The organism is Streptomyces sp. NPDC048290 (assembly GCF_040652095.1).
GTDB lineage: Bacteria > Actinomycetota > Actinomycetes > Streptomycetales > Streptomycetaceae > Streptomyces.
In genome coordinates, this window is record NZ_JBEZLM010000035.1 from 64,180 (window position 1) to 76,329 (window position 12,150).

Below are 12,150 nucleotides of genomic sequence, written 5' to 3' on the forward strand. Positions count from 1 at the left end.
CCTCTCTTGTCGCCCGATCTGGCTAATGGGCTTGAAGTTCCGTTAGCGTGGGCCTCAACGTAGCAGGTGCGAGCGATTAACGAAACTGGAGTCCCGTTATGGGGTTTGAGGGTGCAGATCCGGGAACCGTCCGTCCTGGAGGGCGCACGGCGCGGGTGCGGGCGTCGGTGCTGCAAGCGGCTGGGGACGCTTTGGCGGAGCATGGCTTTGCCCACCTGGACCTCGCCGACATCGCGCGCCGTGCCGAGGTGGGCAAGACCACCGTCTACCGCCGCTGGGGAACGGTGACCAGCCTGGTGGCCGACCTGCTGATGGACATGGCCGAGCAGTCACTGCCACGGACCGAGACCGGCTCGCTGCTCGGCGACCTCAAGGCCAATGCCCGGCTCGTGCAGCGCACCTTGGCCGACCCGCGGCAGGGGGCGCTGTTCAAGGCAGTGATCGCGGCCGCCACCTGTGAGGCGAAGACGGCCGAGGCCCTGCATCGCTTCTACGACATCCGCATCAAGGAGTGGGCGCCTTGCGTCCAGCAGGCCATCGACCGGGGTGAGGTGCCTGAGGGCACCGATGTCCGCGAGGTGATCCGTGCTGTCTCCGCCCCGCTCTACTACCGCCTGTTGACCACCGGCGACCACCTCGACGAAGCCGCCGCAGACCAGGCTGCCGAGGCCGCCGCAGCTGCGGCGCGTGCGGGAGCGTACCTGCCGGGCGACGAAGGTCGTGCGTGACCGGCTTCCCGCATGCGTCGCTGAGCACGGGTCACCGCGCGTGATCTCCGGGGGCATAGCGTTTCCAGGTTCCTCCGGCCTCGGCGGCGAGTTGGGCGGTCGTGTCGTCGTGGTAGCCGAGCATGCGGGCGACCACGGGGGCGGGGGCCTGGAGCACGAGGTGGCGGATCGCCGACGTGCGTCCTCGCTGGGTGGGGAAGCCCAGGTTGCGGAGGCGGATTTCGAGGGTGTCCGGAGTCATGGGCTGTCCGGCCCGGCGGCCTGGAAAGAGCCATAGGGCACCCGGATTGGTTGCGGTCATGGTGTTCGGCCGCTGGCCCAGGTAGTCCAGCAGCACGCTGGCGAAGGGCTCAGGGACGGGCGACGGTGGGTCGCCGAGCCGGATCTGGACCTCGCCGTCCTCACGGAGAACATCGGCGGTGGTGAGCCGTGCGATCCGGGTGAGCGGCTGCGCGTAGAGGAGGACGAGTGTGGCGGCCACACGGTCCTGGAGAGGGATGTCGCCGCAGCTGACGGCCTGCCGGAGCAGGGTGAGCCGTTGGTGCTGAGCGAGCGGGGTTGGGTTGCTGGTGGAGCGATGCGGAATGGTGACTGTGGGCATGTGGTCGGACCGCATCGCCCATCGCAGGAAGGCATGGGTGAGGCGCCGGGCGGTGTAGCCGCCTGCGTACCAGTCATCGACATCGGCCTGCGTGCGGTCGGCGAGGGTTCGTCCGCGCTCGGCGAGGTGGGCGAGGAAGGCGGCCGCGAGGTGGATCTCGTTGCGGGCCTGGTGGATCTGCTTGCTGGTGAGCGGGCAGCGGTCGGCCAGGCGGCGCTGGACGTGCCAGGTGGCGAAGAGCTCCAGCAGGCGCCGAGGCCCGGGGCCTTCGATGGCGGGCAGTTTCTCGGCAAGCCACCGCTGGAACAGCAGCAGCTGCCGGTCGGCCGGGGGCAGGACACCACTGTGCATGAGCAGGTCGCGCAGGTAGGTGACCGATCGCCAGGGAGTGAGCTGGCTCAGTCCGTCGTGGGTGAGCGGGACTTCGCCGCGGGCCAGGGCCCGCAGGTTGCGCTGGACGTGGGAATGACTCGTCCAGGTCAGTCCGCCCCAGGGGCGGCGTATCTGTCGCAGGGCATCGAACAACGGGAGCAGTTCGGTGCGGACGGAGCCGGAGCCGTCGTCGAGTAAGTCATGGAGACGTTCGGTCAGAACGCATCGGCCGCAGATCCCGCGCCGGTAGCGCCTGGCTTCCTGGCCGCAGCGTTCGCAGGTGAAGTCACCGAGCCCGCCTGCGCAGTCAGTGCAGAGCTTGCCGCCGTCCGGCGCGAGGCCAGAGGTGAGCCGAACGACGCCACAGCCGACGCACGTTCCGTAGGTCTCCAGGGCTCTGATCATGCAGCTTTGGCAGATGTAGCCCTCAGGCCAGTGGTTCGTCTCGGGCCGCACCGCCCGGCCGCAGCGGGCGCAGAACCGCGCGCTCGCCGGCACTCGGGTGCGGCTCACCCTTCGGGCCGGATCCGGGCGCGCTTGGGACGGACCGCCGACAGGTCGACGACTGCGTCGCCGGTGGCGACCTTGCGGATGGCAGCGTTCTCGGCCTTGGTGGCGATCAGGTCGGCCGGGGTGCACTCGAAGATGTCGCAGAGTGCGGCCAGCACCGGCAGCGACAGCCGCTCGGGGGTGCCGGTGACCAGCCGGTGGACCTGGGAGAGCGACAGGTTGATGCCCCGCTCGGCCAGCGGCGGGGCCAGCTCGCTGGTCGTGAACATACCGGCAGCGGCCATCCGCTCCCGCAGCCGCCACTGGTAGCTGACCTGGCGTTGCATCACGCCCTCCTGACGGGTTTGAGCGCGGCCTCGACCGTGGCGTCCAGCGCCCGCCGCAGCGTGCGGGTGCGGAAGTCGGAGGAGACACAGGTGAAGATCGAGGTCGTGCTGGCATGGTCGTGGCCGGCCTGCTGCTGGACAAATAGGGCGTCCCAGCCGTCTTCGATCAGGTGGGTGACGTAGGACCTTCGTAGCGAGTGAAAGTCCAGGACCGGGTCCAGGCCGAGGTCGTCGCGGTAGGCGGCGAAGCGGGAGTCCAGCCGTTGTAGGCCGACCCGCTGTCCGCGCTCGGACGGCCACAGGGCGGATCCGTCCGTGTGGCGCATGGCGGGCCGCACTTCACTCGTCCACTGGTCGAGGATCTCGGCGGACCACTCCCATACGGTCAGTACGCTGCGGCGTTTGGGGGGTGAGCCCTTCTTGGCCTTGCCGTGGCGGACGTAGCAGACGCCGTACTCGCCGAACTCCGTCCCCTCGGGGTTGCGGCCGAAGTCGGCGACATCCAGCATCCGCGTCTCGTTGCGCCGCAGCCCGTAGGCGTACGCGGTCTTGAACAGCATCGCGTCGCGGAAGGCAGGCAGCCATCCCTTGCGGCCGCGTCCGCGGACCCGGGTGACCTCATCGTCGGCGTGGTCGAAGAACGCCTGCAACTCGTCCCGGGTGAAGGCCCGTTTCGGGGACTCGGCCTCGCACTCCTGCATGTGCACGGCGGTGTTCCACTCGTGGCGCACCTGGATCGGATGGGTGCCGAACCGGCGCTCGCACTCGGCCGCCCAGTCGTAGGCGGGGTCGGTGGCGTAGTCGCAGAACAGCCGCACCGCCTCCTGGTAGCCGCGCAGCGTCGAGCGGACGCAGCCGCGGACCGCCCGCAGGTCGCCGAACCACTCGTCCGCCAGCGTCGAGGACCAGCTCCAGGGGAAGGCGTCCGCATGGGTGGCGAATGCCCGCACCTTCCGCTCACGGCCGTTGATGGTCGACAGCGCTAGGTTCCGCGCCAGCTGCTGGTTGCGCCAGCCGTCCAGCATCGCTTCGAAGACCTGCTCCTCCGGCCGCAGCAGCGGCACCCCGTCCGCCAGGTGCAGCCGTGCGGCCCCCGGCGCCGCCCTGTTGTTGCCTGCCAATTCGTCACGCTCCGTAGATCGCATCCGGCGCGAGAATCTCGCATCAGATGCGAAATCCGGAGAAGAACGGCAGGTCAGCCATCCGATCGAGTGAAGCGGAACGACACAGACACGGCCTATCCGCTACCGTCCCGGCAGGCACACGGTGAACTCTCAATTCACTGATCAGCGGCTTCCTTACGCTCCATCGGCTAACGCGGCACAAAATGCATCCAGTTCGCATCAGATGCGATTCGCGCCGGTTCCAAGGTGAGCCCAGAACCTGCCACGGGATGATCTTGGTGAATGGACCCTGCTCTCGTATAGCTACGGCGAACGGACATGTGGCGCAGGGTGACGCTCGGGGCTGGACCGGGCACGAGGGTCGGCGGTACAGCGATTGGCGGTAGCGGCCATTCCGCTTCGAGGTCCGCTTATCGGGCTTTCGGCGCCCTGGCGGCTCGTCAGGGCGGTGCCGCAGTAGATCCGGCATTTACTGCGGATGACCCCGCACACCTCCACCCGGGATCCGGTGACCGACCGGCACCGGCACCGGCAACAGAGGGACGCTGTCGACACTGATGAACTACAACCGCCACGACAGGGCGGTCTGCGCGATTCCCGTCTGGGCCCGTACAGCTCCGCCGTAGGCTGGCGGCCTCGCGACGAGGGGAGAGAAGCAGTGGGTGAGCACGACCAGCCGGCGGCAGGGGGCGGCATCGACGGGGGCGACGAGGCCAGCCGGAGGACGCCCGACAACGTAGCCCCCGCCCCGCGCAAGGACGGCAACCACATCTCGGGCGGCCATTTAGGCAACGTCGTCATGGCGGACACGGTGCATGGCGGTGTGACCTTCCACCGCGGTGGCGGCGACACTCCAAGTGACTTGGAGGACCCCGTCATCGCCTCCGTGCAGCTGAGGCCGGGCGGGACCCTCGCTGATTTGGTCGTGGACGCAGATCCGCCACGCGTGATGGTGCCCAGCGGCACGGTTCACATCATCACTCTGGAGGCCAGGACGAGCCGAGCCGTGGTCCTCGACGCCGCGCGCCCTGTCGTTCTGGCTCGCAGGCCACCGCGCCCCGCCTGTCTGTTGATCCGCATCGGAGCGAAGATCGAACCCCGCCGCTTCATAACGGACTTCGACGTCCGGGTGCCGCAGATGCAGGCCCAGGGCGCCGACTTCCCGTTCTCCATCAGCGCCGTCGACGTGGAGCAGTTCTGGTTCGAGCCCATCGCCCGCACACACGAGATCTCGTGGCAGCTGGAGCTCGACTGGACCTGCGCGGGTCGTCGCGGCACCACCATCATCAACAACAACGGGGAACCGTTCGAGGTGTATCCCGTGGCCGCGTTGTACGACGGCCGGGAGCCCTCGGTTCTGAGTTCCGGCTGTAGCTTCCACCATGCGCGGGGGTGCCCGTCCCTTCTTCTCGAGGAATCAGGGGCTCCCACATCTCTGTGGACGTCGGCTACGTCGTCCTCGCTCCCGTCCTACCCTGCGGTGGGCGGACCGCGAGCCGCCGACGCTGCAACCGCGCCGCCGAACCTCTCCGAGGACGACGACTCGGAGGATCTCCAACGTCGCATCCTGGCTCTGCACGCCGGTCTTGCCGTCAGTGACCCAGAGCTTCCGGCCTCCTGGCCCGACTACCGCAAGCTCGCCTCACTCGTACGGATCCTGTTCAACCGCCCGGACTACCGCAGCCACGAACCACAGGAATTCCGGGCCTTGCTCGTACAGGTGCTGCGCTACCTGTACGTGTCGGGCCAGTCCGAACCCGGCGTGGCCCTCGGCCGCATAGCCAGAGCAGCCTGGAGCGAAACGCTCGGGGAGGACCATCCGGACACATTGGCGGCGGCCAACAGGCTCGCTGGGTGCCTGGTCGGCCTCGGGAAATATGCTGAGGCAAGGGATCTGTTCGCAGACCTTCTCCCGCGCTGCGAGCGGGCGCTGGGCTGGGAGGATCCCCTGCCCCTGACCGTCGCCAGCAACCTCTGCGGGTGCCTCTCCGCGCTCGGTGCTCACGAACAGGCCCGGCAACAGTGCGAGGACGTTCTGCGTCGAAGCCGCCTCGCGCTTGGCCCCGACGATCCGCGCACACTGCGCGCGGCATCCAATCTCGCGCTCTTCCTGCAGCGCCTCGACGATCATCAGGCTGCCCTTGCCGTCTCGGAGGACACCCTTCTGCGGTACAGGCGGGTGCTGGGTGAGGACCATCCCGACACCCAGCACGCCAAGCGTGATCTCGTCGATCTTCTTCGCGAGCTGGGGGAGGACGACCGCGCCCAGGCCGTGGCGGGGGATCTACCGGCCAGCCCCTGAGCGGATTTCGAGCAGGGGCAGCCGAGAACCAGCTCAATCAGGCGTGCCCCGCATCCTCACTGGGAATGCGGGGCACGATCTCCCTCGCCGTCCGGTGGTGAGCTGCTGCCGGAGGCGGGCGTCGTGAACGTGAGTCCTCCGGAGATGTTCTCGGCCAGCACCGTGGGCCCATGGAACGTGCCACCGCTGATGTGGTTGGTCGTCTTGCCCTCGCCGACGCGCAACGTCATGGCCAGCTCGTGCCACTGGCTCAGGTCTGAGCGGAAGCCGCTGTCGGCTGTCGCTCGTGCGGCCAGGGCCTCGCTCAGCGCCTGGGCACGCCACTGATCAGCGGGGGCCTCTTCCAACCGACTCAGCTCTCCTTCGCCGGACGTTGCCGACGAGCCTTCCGAAATCTCTCCGCCGCCGCGGAAGGGGCGCCGTAACAGGGTGCTCAGCCCTGCCCATGCCTGTCGCCCAGCCTCGCCTCCGGCGCCACCCGCCAATGCCATCAACAACCCCACCGATACAGGATCCACCACGTGCTCCCTGCGTCCACATACTTACGTTCTGACAGGAGACACGCTACGAGAAACGGCGGCTCCCCAAGGGTCGACCAGGAGCTTCAACCGTCCGGCTCTTTGCCGCACCGAGCCGAGCTCGACACCCTCGCGGCAGCGGCCTGAAGATTCCCCCTCGCCGTTTGCCTGCCCGGCCCGGCCAGACACCGCGCCATGCTCGCCGAGGACACCGTCCTGGCCCTGGACCTGGTGAAGGCAGCGGCCCGGTCCGGCCACACGCTCTCCCAGGCCGATGCCTGTGCGCGGTCGCCGCCGTGCGCGAGGACGCCTGGCTGGTCGCCGCCGACCTCCTCGCACCCGCCCCCTGAGCAGCCCGTGAGCTCAGGAACCGGCCGGTGGCTATGGGAGTGGTGGGGCAACGGCGGAATGCCCTGCCATTCCCCGATTTGGGAATGGCATGCAGCGGATTGCTGGTGAGGCAGTCGCTGTTCACACGGTGCCGGGGTCGGCTTCCTCGCCGGGGTCCGAGCCCTGCTCCGTGAGGGGCGGCGCGGTGCTGCCCTTGGGCGTCTCGCGGGTGGCATCGGTGTCGGTCCCGGCTGCCGGGCTGTCGTGCGGGGCAGGGGCAGGGGCAGGGGCGGTGCGGTCGTCCAGGGTGATGGTGACCGGCCCTCCGTGGGCGGTGAGACCGCTCAGGTTCTCCTCGATCCGTTCGTACAGGGTGGTGGCGAGTTCCTTGTCGCCGTCACCGTCGGTGGCGGTGTGCCTGAGGGAGTGCAGGCTGATCAGCAGGGAGATCAGGGACCGTCCGGACAGCGCGGCGCGGACCCGCTCGTCTCCTTCGTCGGTGATCTGCGGCGGCACGCGGAAGTGCGGGTGCCGTCCGGCGTGGGCGGTGATGAACTCCCAGATGTCGCGGTGGCACACAAGGCCGGCGGAGGAGACGCGGGCCGTCGTCCTGAGCAGGGCGGTATGTTCCGGGCTCGCCTCGGCTGCTTTCCCGGCGGTGGTTCCGGGCCGGGGCTGCAGTTGTTCAACGGTTTTACGCAGGCTGGTGACCTCCTGCTGGAGTGAGACGAGTCCGGACCGGGTTTCCTTCAGGACGGTGCTGAGCTCCGCCTTGATCTCCCTGACCGCTTCGCGGAGCCGGTCGGGGATGTCCTGCCGGTCACCGGCTGCCCGAGCGGCGCCGTTGCTGTCCGGGGCGGTGAGCGTGGTGAGGACGGGGGCGAGTTCCGAGGCGAGGACCTCGTGGACGGCCTGGCGGACCACATCGAGCGCCAGAGCCGGGTTGGGCGGTGTGTCCTGGTCGGCGGCACGCTGGGCCGGGATCACTGCGTGGACAACGGGTTCTTCCGGAGTCTCGACGGTGGCGGCCGGTCCAGGACCGGGTGTCCGGCCGGACCGGCTTGGCTGCTTGCGGCAGGAGATTCTTCCTGACCACGCGTGGCGGGTGAAGACACCGTGCTCGGCGGATGTAGTCCAGGGCGCGGCGAGAACGGTGCGGGCCCGTTCGGAGAAGTCGCGGACGGTGGTGAAAGGGGAGAGAGCGAGATGGTCGGCGACGGCGAGGAGAGGGACGGTGGTCCGGTGGGGAGCTGACGGGCTCGGTGAGGCCGAGGGCGGTTTTGCGGTGGCGGTGGTGGTGCCGCCCTGGACGACGGTGGGTTGAGGAGGAGTCCGCGGCCCGCGCCATGACCTTCGCGTTGAGTCCCATACCTCTTCGAGAGTCCAGGATCATGCGCAGGCGGTCTCGCTGTCTGGGCAGTCACCATGTGGGTGATCGGGTCACCATCGTGCGCGCAGGACGCCGTCGCTGTCGGGTAGAACGGCCTGGAGCAGTGGACTGCGTTCGTCGGTGAAAAGGGACAGGGCACGGGCCGCTCGCGCGTCGGCTGCCAGGGCAGCGAGCTCCTGGTACTGGGTCTCGTCGACGCTCACGTCTCTGATCGTTCCGTCCTTCGTCTCCCAGACGAACTCGATGTGCCATACGGACGGCAGCGCGGTCAGGACCGCGCCGACGTCGGGTTCCAGGTCGGGCCAGACGGTCAGAAGGGCACGTGGTCCGAGACCGGCGCGCACGGTATTGAGGTTTTCCGTGGTGAGACGGTGCCAGCGTGTGGCATTGACGATGTGGGTTTCCTCCAGGAGCAGGCCTTGTCGCGCCACCAGTTCGGTCCACACCGACGCCCAGAACTCTTCGTCGGCGGCTTCTGTCATCTCTAGTTCCGCGACGTAGGGTGAGGCTGGCAGCCGTTCCGCGAAGAGGCCGAGTTCCCGCGTACGGGCCACGGCGTCTGTGCAGGGTCGGTCGCTGCCCACGTACACATACTGGTCCCGTCCGACGTGCACGGTGAAGACGTCTCCCGCCTCCAGCCGGCACCAGGCTCCCTGCTCACGGAGCATGACTCGGATCAGCTCCAGGGCCACCGCCAAGGAGACCTCGGCCTCGTCGTGGTAACCGGTGAGGTCAGCCGCGAAGAGACCGCAAAGACCGTGCCCCTCGACCGCCGGCTGGGCACCGAAGTGGACGAGCCCGGTGACGGAGGGCTCACGGATCTCCAGCCGGTCGATGTCCGCAGCTTCCGCGAACGTGGAGATCGCCTCCAGGTATGCGGCCTCGACCGGTCCGTGGTCGCTGACCGCCTCCTGCGCACCCTGGTAGTTGCCGTGTTCGTCACGGTCGGCGGGGTCGTACTTCGTGATCCGGTGAACGAAGGCAGGCGGCACGCTGCTCCTAGACGGGGTGGAAGATAGCGCCAGCGTAGGGGAGGACTTCGACGAAGCAAGGTACGGCAGCGGCCCGAGGTGCCGGTGGCGGCGGTGTGCCCGTCGTGGCAGTAGTGGCCGGTGACGGGTGCGGACCAGCGGGTGGCGCTCTGGTCGACGGCGTAGCAGTTCGGCTGATGGCCTCGGTGCCGCCGCGGGTGACGAAGGTGTCCGGAGGCTCGAGTGGCACGTCGAGGTGGGCTGAGAACGGCTGGGCCAGGACGGTGCGCGCGCCAGTGTTGTGGGAGCTGGTGCAGGTGGGGAGGGAGCCGCCTGTACGGGGATCGGTAGCAACTTACGGAGGAGCCATGGCACTGGGTCGCAAGCGATCGCGTCGCATCGTCGTCAACGGCACGGCCTACCGCTGGCGGCTTCGGAGAAGACCGACCTACGGCCAGGCCCTGTGCTGGACACCCTGTGCTTACGCCGTCGAGCACGCGGAGCGACCTGGCTCGACGCTCGTGGTCACGACCAGCCAACCGCATCCCAGCAACTGGTTCGGGCATCAGGCCCGACCCGTGCTGCCGTCCGACGTCGCCAAAGCCATCGAACTCGCGCTCAGCCAGGGGTGGACTGCAACGACGCCGGGGTCGCCGTTTGCCCTCGATCAGTCCGACGGCTTCGGGGCTTCACACTGAGGCGATCAGCCAGCAGGCTCATCCGTCAACAGCACAACCCGGTCGGTCCCAACGTCGAATCCCAGCACAGGATGTTCCGAATCACCGTTGGCCTGCTCGCTCTGATCGGCCAGGAGGAGTTTGACCTGCCTGACCGGCGCCTGCGGCTGCGACGTCGATCTGGTGGGCTTCGCGAACGGCACCTTCCGCCATACGCTGGTGAGGGGCGGGTCGGTGCTGCGGCAGGCGGACGCGATCTGCTCGCGGATCGGCGAGGCCGGCCACGGCACCGAGACGGTGGCGGCGCTGCGTGCCACGTACGACCCGCACGACCGGGTGGTGATCGTCTCCGACATGCAGGCGTTCGCGCACCACGCCTACAGGTGGGGAGCCCCCGCACCCGGTGTGTCCGTGTCGGACGCGGTCCCCAGCGACGTGCCGGTGTTCGGGATCAACACCAGCCGGCCCCACCGATTCCCGCAGCGGTGGGGCCGAACCCCTGTGCCCGTCTCGGGTGTGGCCCAGGACAGGCACCCACCGGCTCACCGGATGTCTCCCGGTCCGGCTCCTCCCGGGGGCGGTGACCGTCTGCCTCCCTCAGCAGTGGCCGCCTGCTCCTGGCAGGCGGGACAGGGGATCTGTACGTTCTGCCCGTACCTGCACGTGAGTTCCTAGCAGAAGGGACACGGCCCGATCTGATCGGGCGTACACCCCAGCATGGACGCGGCCGATACCCGGTCGGTCGTGGGAGGAATACGCACAGGGTCGGCCATATGTCCGAATGTACGCCCGGCTGCCTGATGGGGATGGGCGACGCGGCCAGGGGAGGGGAGCATCAGCCAGCCCACCCGATGCCTCCAGCATCGGACGGTCCGCCGCCGCGCGCATGCGCGATCAGTCCAGCATGCCCAGCTCATTGTCCGGCCGGCAGTGCATACAGGCCGAGACCCCGTCGGCGAGCGCGCGACGCGCTTCACCGGCTGAGACACCCTTCGACCGCTTCCCCGCCATGTGGCAGCCGCCCGTGTGCACGGCCACGGGAACCGCTCTTCGATTGATCCCGAACTCGATCAGCCAGTCCGGCTGCGGCGGCCGGGCCGCTATCCCGCGCCGCTGCTCCGCCTCGCTGCGCTCCTTCTTTGCGATCGCCTCCCGCACCTCGCTGAGCAGGCGCACGAGGAAGTACTCCAGCGTGCGCAGACGGGACAGGTCGGGAGATGGATCGGTCACACGTTCGATTGAATCACCGGCTGCCCCGCGAGTCGATTCCCGGGGGTGAGTGACCCCTCGCAGCGAAGGCTGAGCGGTTCTCAGCGAAGGCTGGTGACTGGCGTTCTTCCTCACCGATGGTTAAGCGCGCTGGTCAGAGCGTTGCGCCGAGCGGCGGGAAGAGCGGCCGTCGCGGCTCCCCCTGTGTGCCGGCTCGCCCGCGAGTACGCGCGCTGAGGGCTCAACAGGCTTCTGACCTGCGGCGCGTCCGTACTCAATGTTCGCTGAGAATGCTCAACCATCATTGCGAGAGGTCAGTGAGCGAGAGTCGCCGGTAGCGGTCAGACTGTCTCCGCGGCTGCCTTGCGCCAGGCTCGCTGGGCGGCTCTGGAAGGACCTCGGCCTGGTCGCCGGTCCAGCCTTCCCTGGTGGCCCGGTGGCCGTGCTGGTCCCGAAGGCGAAGGACTTCAGTGTGCGCCTGGTCGGCAGCCCGCTGCTTGGCCACGAGTTCATCGAAAGAACGTGCCCTACGGCGGGCACGGTCGCACCGATCCGCCAGTCAGCCGTCCCGTTCCGCAGAAGGGCCGCGCCCCTGGAGCCGACTGGTGGCCTGGCAGGGGAGCCACCCCTGCCAGGCCACCGGCGGTGTGCTGCCGAGCGAGGGCTTCCCAGGCCGTGTGTTCAGCGGCGTTCGCCTCACCAGCGAACCGCACGACTGCCCGGGAACGCAACAAATCCCTTCCGCAAGGGATTTCCGGATCCGCTTGGCTGCGGGACTACGAGGGCGCCGGACACCCGGCTCCCGGCCGCTGTCCCCGTGGTCAGTCCCCGCAGACACGACTACCTCCGGGCAGTGGACGACGCACTGCGCCCCCGTCGCTGGCCGAGGTCGGCATCGTCTACGGGACGGTGCCGTGGGTATGGATGATCATGTTGCCGGGCGGCCGGGCCGGCACCGTCCCCGCTCGAGTGAGCCTGGTGCCGCTGCGGGACCTGCTCACGATCCTCGCGAGCGACCCGATGACGGCGACGGTCCAGGTCGTCGGCAACCTGCTGGTCTTCGCGGCGCTGGGGTTCCTCGCCCCGCTGCCC

Annotated in this window: 11 protein-coding genes and 1 pseudogene; 4 read left to right on the forward strand and 8 right to left on the reverse strand. The window is 68.8% G+C overall.

Features of this window, described 5'->3' with window-relative positions; translation table 11 throughout:
- Positions 1 to 98 precede the first annotated feature (98 nt).
- A complete protein-coding gene (locus AB0D49_RS38150) occupies positions 99 to 728 on the forward strand; it encodes a TetR/AcrR family transcriptional regulator (protein ID WP_362767559.1) in 630 nt (209 codons plus the stop codon).
- A gap of 31 nt (positions 729 to 759) precedes the next feature.
- On the opposite strand, the gene AB0D49_RS38155 is transcribed toward AB0D49_RS38150, so the two are convergent.
- The 3 genes from AB0D49_RS38155 to AB0D49_RS38165 form a co-directional block, all read right to left on the reverse strand.
- Positions 760 to 2,106 (reverse strand): hypothetical protein, encoded by a 1,347-nt coding sequence (locus AB0D49_RS38155; RefSeq protein ID WP_362767562.1) that lies wholly within the window; start codon positions 2,104 to 2,106, stop codon positions 760 to 762.
- A gap of 104 nt (positions 2,107 to 2,210) precedes the next feature.
- The gene (locus AB0D49_RS38160; RefSeq protein WP_362767565.1) at positions 2,211 to 2,537 is read right to left on the reverse strand and encodes a helix-turn-helix transcriptional regulator; all 327 of its coding nucleotides are present in this window, start codon (positions 2,535 to 2,537) and stop codon (positions 2,211 to 2,213) included.
- Positions 2,537 to 3,658 carry a site-specific integrase gene (locus tag AB0D49_RS38165; protein ID WP_362767567.1) on the reverse strand — a complete coding sequence of 374 codons (1,122 nt, stop codon included), beginning with the start codon at positions 3,656 to 3,658 and terminating at the stop codon, positions 2,537 to 2,539. Before AB0D49_RS38165 ends, AB0D49_RS38160 begins: the two co-directional genes overlap by 1 nt.
- 661 nt (positions 3,659 to 4,319) lie before the next feature.
- Here AB0D49_RS38165 and AB0D49_RS38170 point away from each other — a divergent pair.
- Positions 4,320 to 5,963, forward strand: coding sequence for a tetratricopeptide repeat protein (locus AB0D49_RS38170; RefSeq protein ID WP_362767570.1), 1,644 nt, complete (start codon positions 4,320 to 4,322; stop codon positions 5,961 to 5,963).
- Positions 5,964 to 6,019: 56 nt separating this feature from the next.
- On the opposite strand, the gene AB0D49_RS38175 is transcribed toward AB0D49_RS38170, so the two are convergent.
- From AB0D49_RS38175 to AB0D49_RS38185, 3 genes are all read right to left on the reverse strand, one after another.
- Positions 6,020 to 6,310 (reverse strand): hypothetical protein, encoded by a 291-nt coding sequence (locus tag AB0D49_RS38175; RefSeq protein WP_362767573.1) that lies wholly within the window; start codon positions 6,308 to 6,310, stop codon positions 6,020 to 6,022.
- A gap of 642 nt (positions 6,311 to 6,952) precedes the next feature.
- A complete protein-coding gene (locus AB0D49_RS38180) occupies positions 6,953 to 7,798 on the reverse strand; it encodes a hypothetical protein (protein ID WP_362767576.1) in 846 nt (281 codons plus the stop codon).
- Positions 7,799 to 8,251: 453 nt separating this feature from the next.
- A complete protein-coding gene (locus AB0D49_RS38185; protein WP_362767579.1) occupies positions 8,252 to 9,193 on the reverse strand; it encodes an RNA-binding protein in 942 nt (313 codons plus the stop codon).
- Positions 9,194 to 9,540: 347 nt separating this feature from the next.
- Between AB0D49_RS38185 and AB0D49_RS38190 the strand changes: the two genes are divergently transcribed.
- Complete coding sequence (locus tag AB0D49_RS38190) at positions 9,541 to 9,870, forward strand: hypothetical protein (RefSeq protein WP_362767582.1); 330 nt, start codon at positions 9,541 to 9,543, stop codon at positions 9,868 to 9,870.
- Positions 9,871 to 9,875: 5 nt separating this feature from the next.
- Here AB0D49_RS38190 and AB0D49_RS38195 read toward each other — a convergent pair whose 3' ends face one another.
- Both AB0D49_RS38195 and AB0D49_RS38200 read right to left on the reverse strand, forming a co-directional pair.
- Entirely contained in the window at positions 9,876 to 10,205 is a 330-nt protein-coding gene (locus AB0D49_RS38195; RefSeq protein WP_362767585.1) for a hypothetical protein, read from the reverse strand.
- Between the two features lie 538 nt (positions 10,206 to 10,743).
- Positions 10,744 to 11,079, reverse strand: a complete 336-nt coding sequence (locus AB0D49_RS38200; RefSeq protein WP_362767588.1) for a DUF6233 domain-containing protein — start codon at positions 11,077 to 11,079, stop codon at positions 10,744 to 10,746.
- An 855-nt stretch (positions 11,080 to 11,934) separates the two neighbouring features.
- On the opposite strand from AB0D49_RS38200, the pseudogene AB0D49_RS38205 reads away from it, so the two are divergent.
- Positions 11,935 to 12,150: pseudogene (locus tag AB0D49_RS38205) on the forward strand (VanZ family protein); the annotation flags it as partial.